Annotated in this window: 17 protein-coding genes and 2 pseudogenes; 11 read left to right on the forward strand and 8 right to left on the reverse strand. The window is 43.0% G+C overall.

What is annotated here, in order from left to right; all coding sequences use genetic code 11:
- Nucleotides 1-65: 65 nt before the first annotated feature.
- From VB714_RS02515 to VB714_RS02555, 9 genes and pseudogenes are all read left to right on the forward strand, one after another.
- Nucleotides 66-269, forward strand: a complete 204-nt coding sequence (locus VB714_RS02515; RefSeq protein WP_323220851.1) for a hypothetical protein — start codon at nucleotides 66-68, stop codon at nucleotides 267-269.
- A 140-nt stretch (nucleotides 270-409) separates the two neighbouring features.
- A complete protein-coding gene (locus VB714_RS02520) occupies nucleotides 410-4,855 on the forward strand; it encodes a CHAT domain-containing protein (protein WP_323220853.1) in 4,446 nt (1,481 codons plus the stop codon).
- Nucleotides 4,856-4,912: 57 nt separating this feature from the next.
- A pseudogene (locus VB714_RS02525) lies at nucleotides 4,913-5,143 on the forward strand (ATP-binding protein); the annotation flags it as partial.
- A gap of 40 nt (nucleotides 5,144-5,183) precedes the next feature.
- Nucleotides 5,184-5,396: a Nif11-like leader peptide family natural product precursor gene (locus VB714_RS02530; RefSeq protein ID WP_204106017.1), complete on the forward strand. Its 213-nt coding sequence runs from the start codon at nucleotides 5,184-5,186 to the stop codon at nucleotides 5,394-5,396.
- A gap of 238 nt (nucleotides 5,397-5,634) precedes the next feature.
- The gene (locus VB714_RS02535) at nucleotides 5,635-6,405 is read left to right on the forward strand and encodes a hypothetical protein (RefSeq protein WP_323220857.1); all 771 of its coding nucleotides are present in this window, start codon (nucleotides 5,635-5,637) and stop codon (nucleotides 6,403-6,405) included.
- An 18-nt stretch (nucleotides 6,406-6,423) separates the two neighbouring features.
- On the forward strand, nucleotides 6,424-7,785 hold the full coding sequence (locus tag VB714_RS02540; RefSeq protein ID WP_323220859.1) for a hypothetical protein: 1,362 nt from the start codon (nucleotides 6,424-6,426) through the stop codon (nucleotides 7,783-7,785).
- Nucleotides 7,786-7,949: 164 nt separating this feature from the next.
- Nucleotides 7,950-9,002, forward strand: coding sequence for a M42 family peptidase (locus tag VB714_RS02545; RefSeq protein ID WP_323220861.1), 1,053 nt, complete (start codon nucleotides 7,950-7,952; stop codon nucleotides 9,000-9,002).
- Nucleotides 8,999-10,054 (forward strand): tetratricopeptide repeat protein, encoded by a 1,056-nt coding sequence (locus tag VB714_RS02550; protein WP_323220863.1) that lies wholly within the window; start codon nucleotides 8,999-9,001, stop codon nucleotides 10,052-10,054. The genes VB714_RS02545 and VB714_RS02550 overlap by 4 nt, the downstream gene beginning before the upstream one ends.
- A gap of 116 nt (nucleotides 10,055-10,170) precedes the next feature.
- On the forward strand, nucleotides 10,171-11,139 hold the full coding sequence (locus tag VB714_RS02555) for an SGNH/GDSL hydrolase family protein (RefSeq protein ID WP_323220865.1): 969 nt from the start codon (nucleotides 10,171-10,173) through the stop codon (nucleotides 11,137-11,139).
- A gap of 22 nt (nucleotides 11,140-11,161) precedes the next feature.
- On the opposite strand, the gene VB714_RS02560 is transcribed toward VB714_RS02555, so the two are convergent.
- The 7 genes and pseudogenes from VB714_RS02560 to VB714_RS02590 all read right to left on the reverse strand — a co-directional run bounded on the left by VB714_RS02560 (nucleotide 11,162) and on the right by VB714_RS02590 (nucleotide 16,694).
- Nucleotides 11,162-11,782, reverse strand: coding sequence for an AIM24 family protein (locus VB714_RS02560; protein WP_323220868.1), 621 nt, complete (start codon nucleotides 11,780-11,782; stop codon nucleotides 11,162-11,164).
- The gene (locus tag VB714_RS02565) at nucleotides 11,779-12,432 is read right to left on the reverse strand and encodes an AIM24 family protein (RefSeq protein WP_323220870.1); all 654 of its coding nucleotides are present in this window, start codon (nucleotides 12,430-12,432) and stop codon (nucleotides 11,779-11,781) included. The genes VB714_RS02560 and VB714_RS02565 overlap by 4 nt, the downstream gene beginning before the upstream one ends.
- A 30-nt stretch (nucleotides 12,433-12,462) precedes the next feature.
- The gene (locus tag VB714_RS02570; RefSeq protein WP_323220872.1) at nucleotides 12,463-13,095 is read right to left on the reverse strand and encodes an AIM24 family protein; all 633 of its coding nucleotides are present in this window, start codon (nucleotides 13,093-13,095) and stop codon (nucleotides 12,463-12,465) included.
- A 37-nt stretch (nucleotides 13,096-13,132) separates the two neighbouring features.
- Nucleotides 13,133-13,528, reverse strand: a complete 396-nt coding sequence (locus VB714_RS02575; RefSeq protein ID WP_323220874.1) for a nuclear transport factor 2 family protein — start codon at nucleotides 13,526-13,528, stop codon at nucleotides 13,133-13,135.
- A gap of 93 nt (nucleotides 13,529-13,621) precedes the next feature.
- A pseudogene (locus tag VB714_RS02580) lies at nucleotides 13,622-14,410 on the reverse strand (thiazole synthase); the annotation flags it as partial.
- 129 nt (nucleotides 14,411-14,539) lie between these two features.
- Nucleotides 14,540-15,697, reverse strand: coding sequence for a DUF58 domain-containing protein (locus VB714_RS02585; RefSeq protein WP_323220879.1), 1,158 nt, complete (start codon nucleotides 15,695-15,697; stop codon nucleotides 14,540-14,542).
- A gap of 82 nt (nucleotides 15,698-15,779) precedes the next feature.
- Nucleotides 15,780-16,694 (reverse strand): LysR family transcriptional regulator, encoded by a 915-nt coding sequence (locus VB714_RS02590; RefSeq protein ID WP_204103059.1) that lies wholly within the window; start codon nucleotides 16,692-16,694, stop codon nucleotides 15,780-15,782.
- Between the two features lie 237 nt (nucleotides 16,695-16,931).
- On the opposite strand from VB714_RS02590, the gene VB714_RS02595 reads away from it, so the two are divergent.
- Nucleotides 16,932-17,216 carry a hypothetical protein gene (locus tag VB714_RS02595; protein WP_323220883.1) on the forward strand — a complete coding sequence of 95 codons (285 nt, stop codon included), beginning with the start codon at nucleotides 16,932-16,934 and terminating at the stop codon, nucleotides 17,214-17,216.
- 199 nt (nucleotides 17,217-17,415) lie between these two features.
- Nucleotides 17,416-18,174 carry a twin-arginine translocase subunit TatC gene (gene tatC / locus VB714_RS02600; RefSeq protein WP_204103061.1) on the forward strand — a complete coding sequence of 253 codons (759 nt, stop codon included), beginning with the start codon at nucleotides 17,416-17,418 and terminating at the stop codon, nucleotides 18,172-18,174.
- Nucleotides 18,175-18,249: 75 nt separating this feature from the next.
- Here tatC and VB714_RS02605 read toward each other — a convergent pair whose 3' ends face one another.
- Entirely contained in the window at nucleotides 18,250-18,714 is a 465-nt protein-coding gene (locus tag VB714_RS02605) for a hypothetical protein (protein ID WP_323220885.1), read from the reverse strand.
- Between the last annotated feature and the right edge of the window lie 150 nt (nucleotides 18,715-18,864).

Genomic DNA, 18,864 nt, shown 5'->3' on the forward strand with positions numbered 1-18,864 from the left:
GGATGGGGAGGATGGGGAGGATGGGGAGGATGGGGAGGATGGGGAGGATGGGGAGGATGGGGAGGATGGGGAGTACAGAGGCAAAGTCTTGGTTTAATCAAGGGAACGATCGCTACAGGACAGGGGATTTTTTAGGGGCGATCGCCGCTCTCTCGGAAGGAAATGGGGGACGGGTACTATTGCCCCCCGAGTTGGCGAGTTTAAGCGATCGCCATTTCCAACATCCCTACTATTGGGCAGGTTTTACCGCGATCGGTTCCCCCTGGTAAATCAATTCCAATTACCAAAATTTTGTTGGCGATCGCCCCACTCAGAGAATTTGTTAAAATGTTAACTAAATCCCATCAACTTGCTAGAATGGTAAGACAAAAAAACTCATATCAGTAATTTCGCAAGAGGAGCGAGGAGAATGAAGGGGGGATGGGAGGAGATGCGATCGCACCTTTATTCAATTTTAGCCGGACTTGCGGTTTTAGGTTGGAATTCTTCGGTTTGGGCAGGGAGTATCACCCCTGAAGCAGGAAACGGGACTTCGGTGACAATAGAAGGAAACCGCTTTGATATTGGTGGCGGCGAGATGTCGGGGGACGGGAAGAACTTATTCCACAGCTTTGAAGAATTTGGCATCGATGCGGGACAAATTGCCAATTTTCTTTCTGCACCCAGCATTCACAACATTCTCGGTCGGGTGATGGGGGGAAATCCCTCAATTATTAACGGTTTAATTCAGGTTACGGGAGGTAATTCTAACTTATTTCTCATGAATCCGGCGGGAATTGTATTTGGTGGGAATGCGAGTTTAAACGTGCCAGGAGATTTTACGGCTACGACAGCGACGGGAATTGGATTTGGTGACAACTTTTTTAATGTTTGGGGAGAGAACAATTATCAAAACCTAACGGGAAATCCCAATAGTTTTGCCTTCGATTTATCTCAACCTGGAGCAATAATTAATGCTGGAAATCTGAACATTACCGGAGGAAATTTAACCTTATTAGGAGGAAGCGTCCTTAATACCGGAACCCTGACAGCATCGGGTAATATTAACATTGCTGCCGTACCGGGAACGAGTTGGGTGAAGATTTCTCAACCGGGAACTATCCTGACCTTGGAATTGCCAAGCGATCGCATTCCCTCGGATTTTTCTCCCTTAGATATTCCCGAATTATTAACCACTCCCATCGTGCAGAATACCACGCAAATAACGGCAAAAGACATCGAAAATGCCGAATTACCCCTCAATTTTGGCGATGTCTCGATCGCCGGAGAAATAAGGGGAGAAATGGTCAATTTAGCGGCGACAAATCCGGTGCGGGTTGCGGTGTCGGAGAGTCCTTGGGTGAGAACGGGAAACGGGGAATATAGCGCCCCCACAGTGACTTTATTTGCCGAAGATTTAAACGTTCCCCTAGATTATATCTTTATTGACAGCAGCATCGAAGATTACCAAACTTTACTTTATGGGGGTAAAGAAGGAACGGTTTCCGTTGTTATTACGCCAGAAGAAAACGGCATTTCAGTTATCAGTAACCAGTTATCAATTATCCCTGAAGCGGGAAATAAAGTGGAAGAAGTGCATATTGTAACAGAAGGGAATGAGGGGAATTTCTGGTTGGGTAAAGATTTTGTGAGTGCAGAGAATATCGACCAATATCGCGAACAATTGCAACACTGGCGCAGTGGATTAAGTGCCAGTGCAGATATTTTACTCTATAGTTGTTTTACGGCTTTGGGAGAAGCAGGAAATATTTTGATATATGCGATCGCAACCGAAACGAGGGCAGATGTCGCAGCCTCTACCAATTTAACCGGAAATGCTACCTTGGGGGGAGATTGGATATTGGAGAAAAGTACGGGTAATATTGAAGCCTCCCTCGGGTTTACCCCATCGGTTTTAGAGAATTATCAGGGAAGATTAGCGGTTTATACCGCAACCAATGGTAATGATACGGGATCGGGATCCTTAAGAAATGCGATCGGACTGGCCAATGGAGATGCGATCGCTGACGAAATTCGCTTTAGTGGCGTAACGTCGGTCAATTTGACTTCAGGATCATTAGGGATTAATACAGGAAACTTAAAAATCACAGGAGGCAACACTAATGTAACGATTCAGCGCAGTGCAGCTACCGAGTTTCGTATTTTTAATGTCACCGGAGGAGTGACGACAACTTTTGAAAATCTAACCATTCGCAATGGATCGAATGTGATGATGCCAGCCCAAGGAACTGGGGCTGGCATTAGTTCTAATGGTATTGTCAATCTCATTAATGCTACTGTTTCGGAGAACTCGAGTCATTTTGGAGGGGGCGGCGTTTATTCGGGAAGCACAGTCAATCTCATTAATAGTACCGTTTCCGGTAATTCGAGTAATTTGGGAGGAGGAGGTGGAATTTTTTCTGGTGGTGCCGTCAACCTCACAAATAGTACAGTTTCAAGCAATTCAAGCAACAATCAAGGAGGGGGGATAAAAGCAAGTGATAATGTTATTCTTATAAATAGCACGATATCGGGGAACTTCAGTAGTGGTGATGGCGGTGGTATTTTTGTCAGTACAGGGGGAAATGCTTCTTTGACGAACAGCACGGTATCCGGTAACTCTAGTAATAATAGTGGTGGCGGTATTTCTGCGAGATCGGGAACAATTTACAACAGTACGATCGCTTTCAATGTTGCCGATGCCGATAATAACGGTACGGGTAACGGTGGCGGTATTTACCGCGACGGCACGATCGGAACTTTGACGATTGAAAATACCATCGTTGCTCAAAATAGCGATCGCGGCGGCGAAGCACCGGATTTAAGTGGCACTTTCAATAGCATCCAGTACAGTTTTATCGGCGATGCAACTGGAGCAACCCTCAACACCGATACCAATAACATCAAAGGAGTTGATCCTCTGTTAACTCCCCTTGGCAACTACGGCGGCGACACCCAAACTCATGTTCCTCTCCCCGGCAGTGCTGCCATCAATGCCGCCAACAACGCAACGGCGACTGCGACCGACCAAAGGGGCAACAGTCGCGGGATTTCTAGCGGTCTCCCCGATATTGGCGCAACAGAAGTCACCGCCGATCTCAGTTTCGCACAAACCACTTCTCCTCTAATTCTCACTCCAGGGGGAGAAGTCACCTTAACCCTCAACCTCATTAATAACGGCCCCGATGCCATCGGTGGCATTTCCCTTAATGTTTTTCTCCCTGCCAGTACGACCTTTAAAAGTGTCACTGTCCCCCAAGGTACTTACGATCTAAGTACGGGATTTTGGGATGTAGGTATTTTAGATGGTAGTTTTAATACAGTTTCTCAAGACACGACAACGGCGCTCTCTCTTCTGGCCAGCCTCGATTTTTTGACTGACTCCGTTCTCAATCTTGCTGATGTTACTCTTTCTGTCAGTAACTTAACCCTTGTTGGAGAAGATCCCAACCCTAATAATAATCAAATTCCCCCCACTTCCGAACTGTTAATTTTTGATGGTACCCGTTTCCTTTACCTGCAACAAGGTCAACCTTTACCCCTTGTCAGTACTGACACTCTGGGAGAATTAACCGTTGATTATCTCTTTAGTGATGATTTTACGTCTTATGACGATCTCTTTAGTGATGATTTTACGTCTTATTTCGGAGTCGAAGATGTTGCGGGAATCACTTTAGAGGAAGTTCAACGTTACTTAAAAGAAGCTGAACGGCGTACCGGACTCCGCCCCGCCATCATTTATGCCGTTTTTTCCCCCGCCTCCATTACCCCCGTTACCGAGAACAGTCCGGGCTTGGTAGTCCACCCCGAGGATACGGCATTCATGCGTTCTCCAACTCCCAACCCCCACGATCGCCTTGAACTTCTCCTCATTCTCCCCGAAGGCAACCCCATCCACAAATCCACCACCGCCACCCGCGCCGAAGTCCTCAAAGTTGCCACAGAACTGCGCCAAACCGTCACCAACCCCCGCCGTCCCTCTGCCTACCTCGAACCCGCACAACAGATGTATCGTTGGTTATTAGAACCCCTCGAACCTAACTTACAAAATGCTAATATTAAACATCTTAGTTATATCCTCGATACCGGCCTTCGCTCTATTCCTCTGGCTTCTCTCCACGATGAAGAAGACTTCATTCTCAATCGCTACAGCCTCAGTTTAATTCCTAGCCTTGCTCTCACGGATTTGCGTCCCTCGTCTCTCCCCGGTCAAAAAATTCTGGCAATGGGTGCCTCTCAATTTACCGACCAAGAACCTCTCCCCGCCGTTCCTCTGGAATTATCTGCCATTACCGAACAAATTGGGCAGGGAGAAACCTATCTCAATGAAACCTTTACCCGCACCAATCTCATCAAAGCCCGAGAATCAATTCCTTTCGGTATTGTTCACTTAGCTACTCACAGCGAATTTCTCCCCGGACGGCCTTCCGAGTCCTACATTCAACTTTGGGATGAAAAACTCACCCTCGACGAATTGAAGGAACTGGGTTGGGATTTACCCACCGTTGAACTCTTAGTTTTAAGTGCCTGTCGTACCGCCTTGAACTCTCCCGAAGCGGAATTGGGCTTTGCGGGTTTAACCGTCGCATCGGGGGTCAAATCGGCGATCGGCAGTCTCTGGTATGTCAGCGATCTTGGCACTTTGGGATTGATGCTAAACTTTTACTCGCAATTGCAAGAATCTCCCTTTAAAGCCGAGGCATTGCGTCAGGCGCAACTCTCTCTCCTTCGCGGTGAAACCCTTTTACAAGGAAGTGAATTGCTGGTCAATGGCGATCTCTTTCCCCTGACCCCAGAATTGACCCAATTGGGAGATATTCCTTTATCCCATCCCTATTATTGGAGCGGTTTTGCTTTAATTGGCAATCCTTGGTAAAAGGTGCGATCGCGCTTTTTTCTGATCATCCCACTGCACAAGCACTCATATTCACCAGAGAAGGATGCTATCTTTGGTAAGCGTTCTGAAGTCAAAGATAACCGCGATCGCTATGCCAATATGGAGGTCAGTTATCTTTTGCAACGCATCGAATCCTATCAAGGATTGGCAGTTTTGACGACTAATTTAAAAACGGCGATCGATCGCGCTTTTCTGCGTCGCATTCGCTTTATTATTACATTTCCTTTTCCCGATACCCAACACCAAGGACAAGTTTTACCCAAAATTGGTATGGTATTAGAAAAGGTGAATGAGGAGTCCTTCTATTATGCCCATAAGCGAGGTTAAACGTTTATTTCAAGCCTCCCAAGCTAATCCCGAACTCAAGGAGGAGATGAATAAAGCCCCCGATGAGGAAACTTTTGTTCATTGGGCGAATTTATTGGGATATAATTTCACTCTAGAGGAATGGAAGCAAGCAACGGGATTTACGGTTGAAGAGCAAATTAATCAGAATTTCCGAGATATTCCGGGGATTTAGATACTATTTAGGATTGCTAGAGATTTTTCAGGGTTAAATCTCGTAGAAAATAAAAGCGATCGCTTTGGGGTTATCCTAATGAGGCGATCGCAGAAAAGGGCGCAGGCACTACATCCCTAGGGAGTTTTGCGATAAAATAATAGAAATAACATATTTGTACAAAACTTAAATAAATTTTTGCTCGCTTTTGAAGAATTGACAGCGTAAAATCATGGCATCAAACAATATTAACTCGGCAATGGAAACCGCAAAATCTTCTGCTAACCCCCCCTTCATCTCGCCAGAAACTTTAGAGATGATGAAATTAGCAGAAACAGGTTTTTCTGAGTGGAACGATCCCGAAGAAGATATTTATTCAATTCTCACCCCCGATCCCACAATGGATAACTCTCGAATTGACGACAGCCAAGCCTTAATTGCCGAAGCCCATCGGGAATATAAAATGGGTAAAACGCAACAAGTCACTGTTGATGAATTAATGGCATCTTTAAACGATCCCGAAGAAGATATTGAGTACCCTGAATTTACATCCAACCCACAATCAACAATGGATAACTCTCGAATTGACGACAGCGATGCCTTAATCGTTAAAGCCTTTCTTGCAGCCCTCAGTCAACAAGATACCATCCCAGAAGGCTTACCCAATGACCTCCGCAAAATTGCCCAAAACCTCAGCCAAAATTTAGAAAAACTCTACACAATAGCCACAAAAATCCCTGAATTTGCAACTGAATACCATCGCGCTTACGATCTATTAAATACAGCATCCGCAGAACGGGGAATGGGATTAGATTTTACTCCCGATGACTCCTCTGTACCCACCCTTTCAACGACAATTGATAATAGCGTTCCCGATCCCAGCCAGCGTCCTAAAATGACAGAAGTATTAGCAAAATTAGAACAGTTTGATAATGAAACTTTAGCAAAGAAAACATGGGCTGTTTTTACGGCTTCCGATCCAGCAGAAGAATTAAAAAATGCTTTTAATTTCGGACAAATTGGTTTTTAAAAACAGAAACTCTAACTAATGGCCTCAGAACTTTCTTTAATTTATCCTACAATCGATCTATTTCTCTACGATCTGCGCGATGGTTTAGGAGATAGTCAAGAAGCAATAGATCGGAAACGCGAAACATTTTGGCGACGGCTTCCCAATGGCGATCGCGCTTTAGTCGAAAAAGAAGAAGAAAAAGAAGGCAGTTTTATCGAACTCCTCCCCAAAAAATATCAACCTTTACCAGACAATAAAAATGGATTTTATTACCCTGTCAAACTCAATGATACTTTAGCTTTACAAATCGATTATTCTGCTAATCTGCAAGGATCGACTCAACCTTGTAAAATTAAGACATTAGCAGAAAACAAAAAATTCATTATTAGCGATCGCCAAGGAAAGCCAGGCACATTAGGGGAAACTTGGTTAATTTGGGGACAATTAGCAGAGATCGACCAAAATCTAGAAGAAACGGCTAAACAATGTTATGCTGTTTTTTCTAACGAACCGTGGCAAAGCGATCTCAACAATAGAAGCCAGTTTAAACAAGCAGAATTATTTGAAATCTCGCCATTTTCAACACCATCTCTTAATTCTCATCCTTTTAATCATATTGTGATTTGTTTATTTCCTGCAAATTGTTCCCCTCAAGAGGTTAAAACCACTATCCAAACACTTTATCGAGAATTAATAAAATTCTTCTCATACTATCACAAAATACATTGGATTTATAACCAAAGTTCCCATGTCAAAAAAGACCTAAAAAATGCCTCTCGACAAATTCAAGAAACAGTCAAGAATCTCCCCGATCGCGTTTTACAAAAATCCGTAGATCTGCAAAAACTACAACAGAATTTAACATCAACCTTGACACTTTTCTCCGTTTATGCTTCCAGTCTCAGTACCTTAGAAGAATACAAATACGCGATCGCGGTTAATCTCGATAATTATGACAAATCACTGCAACGTTTAAACCTCACCAACCCAGGCAAAACCTCATCCCTATTTGAGCCATTTCGAGACTATGCCCGAGAAAAATATCAGCCTCAAATTACTACCGATTATAATAGCGCTAGTGCGAGTTTAACCCTGTTAGAAAATACAATTAAAACCATCGAAGGAATTATCCAACTCGAACAAACGAAACGCGATCGCCATCTCAATAAAACGATTTTTGTGGTTAGTGCTGGCATCGGAACCGCTTCCGCTTCTGCCTCTTCCGTTGCCAATTTTGCTGAAGATATTATGATGAATATTCATCCCCCTCAGCAACAACCTTTAACAACCGGATATTTATTACAGATTTATCTTTTTGCCCTGCTTCTCAGCCTGTTTGTCGGTTTTATATCCAGTGTAATTATGGGACTGTTAATGCAGTTTCCGTGGCGAAAGTAACCCCTTTTTGAAATTGATAAGTGCGATCGCAAAATTGTTATCAAGAATCTATCCTTAGTTTTATACACCTCCCGAAAAACTCGGGAGGTTGTTTTTTAGCAACAAATTAACTAGAGTGAATAGTGAATGCAAGTCCGATCTCTTAAATTTGCGGGTTATAAATTATGCTTGATTACGATGTCCTGTTCGATCGCATTGAAGAATTAGTTCTCTATCATTCCCCTAGCGGTGTTGAAGGGGAAATCGATGTTTTTCTGCGCGATCGCCTCACCCATTTGCAAGTAGAACATTGGCAAGATCGGGCGGGAAATATTATTGCGAAAATTCCAGGGCAAAATTCTCAAGGCGCGATCGCCATTACGGGACACAAGGATGAAATTGGCGCAATTGTGAAAACAGTGGACAGAAATGGTCGCTTAAAAATTCGCCCTTTGGGAGGGTCATTTCCTTGGGTCTATGGGGAAGGAGTCGTCGATATTTTAGGCGATCGCGCTACAATTCCAGGGATTCTCTCTTTTGGTTCCCGTCATGTTTCCCACGAATCTCCCCAAAAAGTCTTACAAGAAAGCGCACCTTTAGTTTGGGAAAGGGCGTGGGTAGAAACTAAATGTAATTCTCTGGAATTATCTCAAGCAGGAGTGCGACCAGGCACGAGGGTTGTGGTGGGGAAACATCGCAAGCGTCCTCTACGAATTAAAGATTATATTGCTAGTTATACCCTCGATAATAAAGCCTCTGTGGCCATTTTATTGGCTCTGGCAGAACGGCTCAAAAATCCTCTCCAAGATGTCTATTTAGTGGCTTCGGCAAAAGAAGAAGTCGGGGCGATCGGGGCGCTTTATTTCACCCAAAATCAGCCCCTCGATGCTCTTATTGCTTTGGAAATTTGTCCCCTTTCCTCAGAGTATCCCATTCAAGGGGGAGATATGCCCGTACTGCTCTCTCAAGATGGTTATGGGATTTATGATGAAGGACTCAATTTTGAATTACAAACCAGTGCCGATCTCGCCCATATTCCTCTCCAATTTGCCACCATTAGCGGTTTTGGCAGCGACGCATCTATCGCCATGAAATTCGGTCACGTCGCAAGGGCAGCTTGTTTGGGCTTTCCCACGGAAAATACCCACGGTTACGAAATCGCCCATTTGGGCGCGATCGCCAATTGTCTTGCTATCCTAGAAGAATATTGTCAACAGGGTGAGATGGAGAAAAAGTGAGGAAAATAGTCACGTTTTGGTTACTACTCGTCGTTAATTGCTTATTGCTTGTTGTTAAAGTTTCTCCCAAAGCAATTGCCCAGAATTTAGAACGCGCCTTTCAACAGGGAAATGCAGCCTATACTGCGGGAAATTATCCAGAAGCAGAGGCAATATGGCAGCAAATCTTAGAAATTTCTCCTAATAATACAGCAGCTTACGTTAATTTGGGTTTGGCTTTGATGGAACAGGGCAAACTGGAAGCGGCGATCGCCGCCTATCAAAAAGCTATTGAACTCGACCCTAATAATGCTTTAGCTTATAATAATTTGGGCAATGCCTTTAAAGCCCAAGGTCAGTTATGGGTTGCACTTTCTGCCTATCAAGAAGCCACTGAAATCGATCCTGAATTTGCTGTTGCTTATAGTAATTTAGGGGTGATCTTGCGACAAATAGGGCGATCGAGAGATGCGATCGCGGCTTACGAACGGGCGATCGAACTTGATGCTAATTATGCTCAAGCCTATAATAATTTAGGCAATGCTTTGCGAGATTGGGGACAATTAGATGCGGCAATTACGGCTTATGCGACATCTGTTCAACTCGAACCCAATGCGATTCGCTATCATAATTTAGGGGTTGCTTTAGCAGCAAAAGAAAACTACGATCGCGCCATTGAAGCCTATCAACAGTCTTTAAAACGAGATGCAAATAATATTGTAACTTATCTTCATTTGGGTTTGGCATTAGAAGCGATCGCCCGTCTGGATGAGGCCGTAGAAATCTATCAACAGGCTCTAGAAATTGACCCGAATAATCCTTATATTTATAGTAATTTAGGTAATGCCTTCAATAAATTGGCACGTTTTGATGATGCGATTTTGGCTCATCGTCGTGCGGTAGAAATCGAACCGAATGCCATTCGTTATAATAATCTTGGTTCTACCTTAGCACGACAAGGAGAACTAGAAGCGGCGATCGAGCAATTTAAACAGGCGATCGAACTCGATCCCGACTATCAGACTCCTCGTAATAATTTGGACGCTGTGACGCGATCGCTAGAAAATCAGTAACTATAAACCCATCTCTCTTGATTTTCTGAATTTAACCTCCCGAATCCTTCTATCAGGCTATCAGAGTGGAATAATTGACAAATATGATACAAATATGAGATAAATATAAAACAAATATGAAACTCAAAACAGTTTTTAACTATCGCTTCCTGATTTTTATTTTATTACTTGTTCTTATTTTAGAAAGTGTATTGCGTCTTAAATTTGGCTTAGGGAATCCTGTATTAAGTCAAACTGATTCAGCAACAGGGTATCGCTTTCAGCCCAATCAAAATATAACTCGTTTTGGCCGCAAAATCATTTACAATCAATATTCTCAAAGATCCGATCCCATTACTTCCCAAAACCCCAAAAATACTCTCAGAATTCTTATGGTTGGCGACTCGGTGTTAAATGGGGGAACATTAACCGATCAAACGCAAACTATTTCCGAACAGTTGGAAGCGCAAATAAAAAAGACAGGAATCAATACAGAAGTTTTGAATGCTTCGGCAGGATCTTGGGGCATTGGTAATCAACTCGGATACTTACAGAAATTTGGTACATTTGCAAGCGATTTGCTCATTTTACAAATTGGAACCCACGATTTAATTCAACCTACCAGTGTTGGCGATCGCGTCGGAATTGACCCCAATTATCCCGATCGCAAGCCATTTTTAGCACTACAAGAAATGTTTTCTCGCTATCTCCTCCCGCAAATTTCCCTGCGTTTGCATTTGCAACCTGCTTACCCAGAAATTCCGCCAACTTTAACCCCCGAGGAGCAATTTCACGAAAATCTCTTGCTGTTGGATCGTATTCTACAACGCGATCGCGCACTGCCAATTATTGTTCTTTTCACACCCAACCGCGTTGATGTCCTTCCTAATGCCGATCTTCCTACTTATAAAACCGAGTTTTTGCGGTTTTTAAAAACTCGTCATATCTCCTTTATCGATACTCACTTAGCTTGGTCGCGATACCCTGCAACTACTACAGAATCTTATTTTCGTGATGTAGTTCATCTCACACCCGCAGGAAATAGCGCGATCGCCAAACTTTTATTTGAGCAAATTTGTCAGCGCGATCGGTTATGTTCTTTATAACACATTCTTTATCAATTACTGATTATTGCTCAGAAGATTGAATTAAAATAGTCCCTTTTCCCGTAAAATTTAACTGTCTTTCTTCACCAGACTTTTTTAATCCGGCTAAACTCCCCACCGCAGAGAAAACATCTTTAATATATTCATAATCATAATGATAAGAAGGACTGGGTAAATCTGCCCATCCTAAAATAGCATCGGGATCGACCTTTGCAGGAGCCTCCAGAAACACCACAGGACCGTTAGAAGACGCAATTAATTGACCCGTTCCCAAAAAGGTTAAATAACCAGATAACGTTGATTCTTGACAGATTAATGAAGGAGAAAAAGCCAAAACTCGAGATGCTTTTACCGTCAAATGTGCATCTTCTAAATCATAAGACGCAATTTCACAAGCGCGATCGCCTAATACAAGTTTTCCTTGTCCTGTTACGACGACAAAATTATTCCCATAACGAGGTGTATTTAAAGACTCTTGTACAATCAAATCAAGCAGGTTTACTCCAATTGCTTCAAATCTTAACATTCCATAATAAGCAATCATTTTGCCTTTTGTAATAATCATTTGATTGACAACATTCAAACAATAACTATAATTATTGAGATTGTCGTTATCGGGTAAAGTTTCGTAGTTATAAATCATGGGTTTATCTCTCGTTCGTAGGCTTGAATATAAACCGTCCCTTGTCCGGTAAACTTGAATTGATAACTTTCTCCAGAAGTTTGACCGATCAATGTTTTCCAATTTACATCCGTTACCAACTGAGTTGTTAACATTCCTTTGTGGCCGAGATAAGCATTAGGATCGACAAATATAGGCTCTTTTTGCGTTACCTCAAGGGCGATCGCATCTCCTTGAGAAATAATAGCTACTTCACCAGATCCCGAAAATGTCGTTGTAAATAAACCTTGACCGCTTGCAACCCCTTTAATAATACCTTGTACTCCTCCTTGATTACCTTGAAAAATCGTTCCAGTTTGTAAGCGACTATCGTAAGCTAAAACACTATCAGTTTCAATATATAACATTTCTCCTCGTAGAAGAATAATCGTCACATATTTGCCATAATAACCATAACAAACCTTTCCCGTTCCTCGGGCCCGCATCACAATTAATTCTTCATTGGTTACTTCTCGCATGGCTAAACTTTGAACCCCACCCCCAGCAAGATAACTACGAGTAAAATTAATTTTTCCCGTATAGCAAATCATCGAACCGCGTTTTGCAAAAATTTCTTCTTTTGCCAGTGCGATCGCCAGCATTTTATAATTAACTAGGCTATAAGTTGGCATAATTTCTCCTGATAATAATTTATCTAAATTCTAGCTTTTTGGTCTTGGACGTTCTGCCGCTTGAATGTAAACAATTCCTTGTCCAGTAAACTTTAACTGATAGCTTTCTCCAGAATTTTCGCCGATCATTGTTTTCCAATTCACATCAAAAATAAATTCTTTTTGAACATTACCTTGATAACCGATAAACGCATCAGGATCGACACAAAAGGGATAAATTCCATTCACCTCAAATGCTAAAATTCCCCCTTGAGAAATTACGGCAACATGGCCAATTCCTTCAACCGTTGTTGTAAATAAACCTTGTCCTGATGTTGCCCCAGCAATTCCAGCAAAAGCAACATTAGTTTTCATATTTTTATCAAATGCTAAGAGACTATTACTTTCAATAAATACTTTTTCATTATTTAAAGGGAGAATGGAAATCTCTTGCGCTTTATTGGCAAAATACACAATTCCAGAACCCTTAACGCACATGAGTTCAAATTGTTCTGTTGTTACTTTACGTTTAAGGACTCCAAAGAGTCCTTCTCCCCCTAATAAAGCCTTTTCAAATTTAATATTTCCACTGCAAGCAACCATCGATCCGGCTGTTGCTAGGATTTCCTCGTTATCTAAAGCAACTTGGAGAAGGCGATCGTTTTTCAATGCAAAAGAAGTCATTTTTATAATTGATAATTTTAGAAATTAATCGTATTTTTTATTCCCTTTTCCTCGCAATAGGGCTACCGTGATGGTGAACGAGATACCATTTTTGTGCCATTTTCCGAAAGATATTCGTTGCCATCGATCGCGCTTCATAACGCTGCTTTCCCACAATTTGCATGACATTCTCCACCAGAATGATGTATGCGATCGCCTCTCCGATCTCAACATTGATAATTTCCGTTTCAATTTCGAGGTAATTGGTATTGCGAAAAATTTGTTCCCAAGAAGTGCGCGTATTCTCCCATCCTCGTAGGGTTTCCCGTCCAGGATGGATGCAAGAACACCATGTTCCTTGGGACCAAACCTCAGACATTGCACCAATATCCTTCTTCTCAAAAGCACGATAAAAGGTGTCATTAAGGGCAAGAATTGCTGTTTTTTCGTCCATTATTTTAGGTAATTGACAATTAGTAATCGGGAGAAAGCGATCGGAAAAAAGAGAAATTTCTCGTTTATCCTTCCTTCTCCCATTATTCCTAGATTAACCTACCGTTCCTGTTAAAGGAGAACTCGCACTTGCGTAGGCTTTAATCGGAATGCGTCCGGCTTGATAGGCCATGCGTCCGGCTTCTGCGGCCATACCCACTGCTTTAGCCATTGTAACAGGGTCTTTCGCAAGGGCGATCGCGCTATTCACCAGCAGGGCATCTGCACCCATTTCCATTGCTGCGGCTGCCTCACTGGGGCTACCGATCCCCGCATCGACGACCACGGGAATCTTTGCCTGTTCGATGATAATGGCAATATTGGCAGCATTTTTTAGCCCTTGTCCGGAACCTATGGGAGAACCTAAAGGCATCACCGTGACGCAGCCAGCCTCCTCTAAACGCTTGGCCAAGAGGGGATCGGCGTTGATGTAGGGTAAAACGGCAAAACCCTCTTTAACCAACTGTTCTGCCGCTTCTAGGGTGCCGATGGGGTCGGGAAGTAAATATTTAGCGTCGGGAATGACCTCGAGTTTGACAAAATTATTCTCTTCTTGTCCCAAAAGTTTAGCCATTTCTCGCCCCAAACGGGCAACACGCACAGCTTCTTCGACGGTTTTACAGCCGGCAGTATTGGGAAGCATCCAGATTTTGTCCCAGTCGATCGCCTCTGCGAGTCCTTCGTGACCAGGGGCTTTTGTTTGCACTCGTCGTACTGCAACGGTGACAATTTCGCAACCACTGGCCATGATACTGCGCTGCATGGTTTCCAGATTGGGATATTTGCCTGTCCCTGTCATCAAGCGAGATTTAAAGGTTCGTCCGGCAATGATTAAAGAATCGCTAGATGAGGCAGTTTGAGAGGGTTTAGGGCTGAGAATCGTTGCTGGTGACATGAAATCAATTATCAATTATCAATTATTAATTATCAATTATCAATCAAGAATTATTAATTATCAATTACTGATTACCGATTATCTAATTTGTCGCTGTAACTGGTCTTGTAAAGGTTGTTCGGGATCGATCGCTAAACCGATGAGATTTCCTGTAGCATCTGAGGGAACAAAACTGGCTGGAGAATTGGCAAAGAGTAGATAACAACTGCCACGAGGAAGAGTATTTATACTATTGGCATGAGGTGTTAACCAAACTAAGGGAAACTTTAAGGGAATTTCTGTCGTTTGTTCTTCTTGAATATAAGTAGCGGCAAGGGTTTCCAAAACAACGCGATTTCCTTGCACTAAACCTGTTTGTGCGGTCCACAATTGAACGCTAAATTGGCAGCGACTGGCGTAAAAATAAAGAGATGCTGCTGCAATTACAGCCCGTTCAAATTCTTCGGAGTTCCAAGCGGCACCACTATCTAAACAAATAATTACTTCTTTGCCACTGGTAATCACTTCGAGTTCTCTAACTTGTAGTGTTCCCAGTCTGGCGCTAGTTCGCCAGTGAATTAAACGGGTCGGATCGCCAGTACGATAGGGACGCAGGGCTTTTGTAATTCCTTCTGTTGCTGATTGATAGCGGCGATCGCTTTCATTTTGCAGTCTTTCTTCTCTCCCAATGGTATCAACAAGGGGACAATAACGCAGGGGTAAAACTTGCGGGTAAACAATGGCTTTTGCGGGGACTTTTCGACTGCGACGCGCCCAAAATAAACCCAAGGGAGTTGCGGTTCTCAGTTCTACTTCTTGCCAGCGATAAACGCCCCGTTTTTGGGTAGGATGATAATAGGTAATGCGCTGGGTTTGATGGGGAAGAATTTGCTCGATCGCCGTGGGTTTGGCTGTTCCGAGAACTGAAGGTAAAAGATCGTAGGCTTGTAGCAGCGATCGCGGACTATTGCTAGTATTTTCTATTTCTAGTTCTAATGTGATATTGTCTCCCGCACTAATCGGAGCAATGAGACGGCGACGTACCTTAATGTGAGAAAGAGAGCGCCCAGCTAGGACGGCACCGAGTCCCAATAAGGCGAAAATAATGCCGCTAATGGCATATAACCACCCGGCCATTGTATTAGTAGCTGCCCCAAAGAAACATAAGGCGATCGCAAATAAAACACCCCCAGAATAAGCGGGTTTCACCCAATGAGATTCTAACCAATCTAGCGTCCGTGTTATTATTTTGAACATGATTTCCGCGATCGCAATCTTTGCTTTTCGATTTTAACCGAAAAGATTGGGATTGCAAAGCATCAAATTGTTGTTAAGAAGGTTAGACAGCAATCGGTTCGCGGAATTGCCCCGTATTTCTCAAGGCATCTAAAAAGGCAAAAACAACTGGAGGATGCAGGGCATTTTCTAAAATTGAGGCTCCCAAAGTACGAGAGAGATGACAAGGTAACTTACAAACTTTAATATTAGCAGGAATGGGTTCCGCCGCCATGCGGGGTAAAATTGTTGCCCCTAACCCACGCATTACCATTGCGATCGCCGTAGAATCTTCTTGGATTTCGTAAGCAATATCAATGGGTACTTCCGACTGTTGCAAGCATTTGCGAATTCTGGCGCTACAACTGGCATGACGGGAGAGAATTAAAGGATAAGAAGCGAGTTTCTGCCAAGTGAGTTGAGTTTGTTTTTCCCGTGCTTGAGGCGGTAAAAGCGCAATATATTCATCTTCAACGATCTCCCAAGTGGAAAATCCTTCTCCAACTAAACATTCTGTGACTCCAATATCAACTTCTCTTTGTCTGAGGGCTTGTTCGATTTCATAAATTTCTCCGTATTCGGCGATATCGATTTGAATATTGGGGAAATGGCGATGCAGCCTGGCGATCGCCGAAGGTAATAAGTGAGTTGCTACGCTCCGGAAAGCAGCAATGCGAACTTGTCCCCCATCTAATCCTTTATCGCGATTGGCTTCTCGGGCGATTCCCTCCAATAAGTGTAAAACCTGCCGAGCCTGGGCGACAATGCGATCGCCAACAGGGGTGACTTTTGCCCCCTGTCGCCCTCGTTTAACCAGTTGTACCCCTAATTCTTCCTCAAGTTGCGCGATCGCGTGGCTGACTGTCGATTGAGACAAGTCTAATTCAAGAGCAGCCGTACTGAAATTTTGACAATCTGCAACCGCAACGAGGGCGCGGAATTGCGAGATTTTTAACTTGTAGGGGTTGATAGCACTCATGGGAAAGAGAGTAGGGAGTGGATAGTGGATAGTGGATAGTTGAGAGTAGGGAGTGGATAGTGGATAGTGGATAGTGGATAGTTGGGAGTAGGGGATTGATAACTATAATAGGTAGCTATTTTTTGCTATCTATCGATTTTATCGATAGAAGATATCTACGTTATGCTTTGAATATTAAGTTTTCTTCTTGCTATAGTCAAAGTATCAACCGCAAAAGACGGGAGCGAACATTGAATTATGACTAACTATAGCATTTCCACGACGCAACAAAAATTAGAGCGCATTTACAACCAAGGTGAAGCGAAAACGACTCAAAATGTTGAATTTAACTCAGGATTTCAGCAATTTCTGCAAGATTTCTTTGCTTTTCTCTCAGGTAGCGAAGAACCTCGCGTTTCGATCCGTCGCGATCGCACTGGAAACAAAGTGTACAAGGCTTACGATCCCGTAACAAATTCTTCATTTTCCAGCACCAGCGAAACAGAATTGAGAACCTGGCTAGAAGGACGCTACTATCATTAAAAAAAGATGCTAGAGCAACAACAATCTGTCGCTAACTCCGAAAAACTCAAAGGCTTAAAAATGCGATCGCGATCGGTTTTTGACTTTTGAGTTTTTCAGATTCTAGAACCAAAGCTAAAGCTAAATTGAGGATTCAAATCTATAAATCTCCTCACGCGATACAATAGAGGGCGATCGATAACGCATTCTTGAAACGATAATGGCAACAACCGACCTCGAAGAAGCCCCCGCAACAACTCCTGAACTCGATGACCTTCCCGATGATGTTGAAATGTCTCTCTTCGACCATCTCGACGAACTGCGATGGCGGATTTTCTCAAGTTTAATCGCGATCTTCATTTGTTGTATTGGTTGCTTTTTCTTCGTAAAACCCATTGTTAATCTACTGGAAATGCCCGCTCATGGGGTAAAGTTCTTAGAACTTACACCAGGAGAATTCTTCTTCGTTTCCATTAAGGTCGCAGGCTATACAGGTATACTGATTTCCAGCCCTTGGATTCTCTACCAAGTTATTCAATTTGTATTACCAGGGTTAACCCGTCGCGAACGTCGTCTTCTCGGTCCCGTCGTTTTAGGATCGGGAATTCTCTTTTTTGCAGGCTTGGCTTTCTCATATATTGCCCTGGTTCCCGCAGCCTTAAACTTTTTTATCAATTACGGTGCAGATGTTGTCGAACAAGCATGGTCGATCGATCGCTATTTTGAATTTATTCTTTTATTGCTGTTCGGAACGGGTTTAGTTTTTCAGGTGCCAATCCTCCAGTTAATTTTGGCACAATTAGGAATTATCAGTTCTGAGAAAATGCTATCGGGATGGCGTTATATTGTTCTTGCTGCCGCAATTTTGGGTGCAGTGATTACACCTTCTACAGATCCCATTACTCAGTCTCTTCTGGGAGGGGCAGTTTTAGTCTTATATTTTGGTGGTATCGGTGTTGTCAAACTGATTGGGAAATAATTTATGGAAACAAGAAAACGATCGCGCCGTGCGATCGTGAAAACAGTCCACATTGACCGCCGTAGAATTTTGTGATTACAAAACTTTATGAGTATGGGAATGTTGCTTCACATTATCTTCCGTTGAAACAGTATTTTCTATATTGAGAACTCGCTTCCGTTCGGTAGAATAATTAAAATCCTCTTTTTTGTTACCAAGGGGTATATGTTCTTTTGCTTTGGGATGACTCTTATAAGTACGAGCCGCCGCTAGAGTCCGTTCGACAAAACTTTCACAAAATTGAGCATCTTCCGGGAACTCTGTCGGTTTTTGTAGGGTTTCGGCTGCAAAAAACTCTGAGAGAGATTTACCGCAAACAAATTGGTAAGATGTAGGAATCCCTTTCAATAAGGCTTCTAAGGCTGAAGATGGAACTGGTTCTATAACGCGAACTTCTTCAATTTCGCCATCATTACGAATAAAACAAGTTGCCAAACCAAAGGCGCAATAATCTTCGGCAGAGATATCGGGGGCATTGGGGAATAACATCGTACTGGTCATAGAAAAATAAAAATGTGTTTCTAGAGGGGTTCTAGAGAATCATGGCATGAAGATGCGATCCATCTTACCAAGTCTCGATTCTTCTCTGCTAATTTTCTGGTAGAACCCCTTTATGCGGAATAAACCTTCAGGGCGGTGTAGAGATGTTTA

Source organism: Spirulina sp. 06S082, assembly GCF_034932145.1.
Classification (GTDB): Bacteria; Cyanobacteriota; Cyanobacteriia; order Cyanobacteriales; family Spirulinaceae; genus CCY15215.

Coding starts and splice junctions, on each gene's coding strand:
- VB714_RS02520 (WP_323220853.1), top strand. CDS start 410: ATGAAGGGGGGATGGGAGGAGATGCGATCGCACCTTTATTCAATTTTA.
- VB714_RS02545 (WP_323220861.1), top strand. CDS start 7,950: ATGCTTGATTACGATGTCCTGTTCGATCGCATTGAAGAATTAGTTCTC.
- VB714_RS02575 (WP_323220874.1), bottom strand. CDS start 13,528: ATGGACGAAAAAACAGCAATTCTTGCCCTTAATGACACCTTTTATCGT.
- VB714_RS02590 (WP_204103059.1), bottom strand. CDS start 16,694: ATGAGTGCTATCAACCCCTACAAGTTAAAAATCTCGCAATTCCGCGCC.
- VB714_RS02560 (WP_323220868.1), bottom strand. CDS start 11,782: ATGATTTATAACTACGAAACTTTACCCGATAACGACAATCTCAATAAT.
- VB714_RS02585 (WP_323220879.1), bottom strand. CDS start 15,697: ATGTTCAAAATAATAACACGGACGCTAGATTGGTTAGAATCTCATTGG.
- tatC (WP_204103061.1), top strand. CDS start 17,416: ATGGCAACAACCGACCTCGAAGAAGCCCCCGCAACAACTCCTGAACTC.
- VB714_RS02535 (WP_323220857.1), top strand. CDS start 5,635: ATGGAAACCGCAAAATCTTCTGCTAACCCCCCCTTCATCTCGCCAGAA.
- VB714_RS02570 (WP_323220872.1), bottom strand. CDS start 13,095: ATGACTTCTTTTGCATTGAAAAACGATCGCCTTCTCCAAGTTGCTTTA.
- VB714_RS02530 (WP_204106017.1), top strand. CDS start 5,184: ATGCCCATAAGCGAGGTTAAACGTTTATTTCAAGCCTCCCAAGCTAAT.
- VB714_RS02565 (WP_323220870.1), bottom strand. CDS start 12,432: ATGCCAACTTATAGCCTAGTTAATTATAAAATGCTGGCGATCGCACTG.
- VB714_RS02555 (WP_323220865.1), top strand. CDS start 10,171: ATGAAACTCAAAACAGTTTTTAACTATCGCTTCCTGATTTTTATTTTA.
- VB714_RS02595 (WP_323220883.1), top strand. CDS start 16,932: ATGACTAACTATAGCATTTCCACGACGCAACAAAAATTAGAGCGCATT.
- VB714_RS02540 (WP_323220859.1), top strand. CDS start 6,424: ATGGCCTCAGAACTTTCTTTAATTTATCCTACAATCGATCTATTTCTC.
- VB714_RS02605 (WP_323220885.1), bottom strand. CDS start 18,714: ATGACCAGTACGATGTTATTCCCCAATGCCCCCGATATCTCTGCCGAA.
- VB714_RS02515 (WP_323220851.1), top strand. CDS start 66: ATGGGGAGTACAGAGGCAAAGTCTTGGTTTAATCAAGGGAACGATCGC.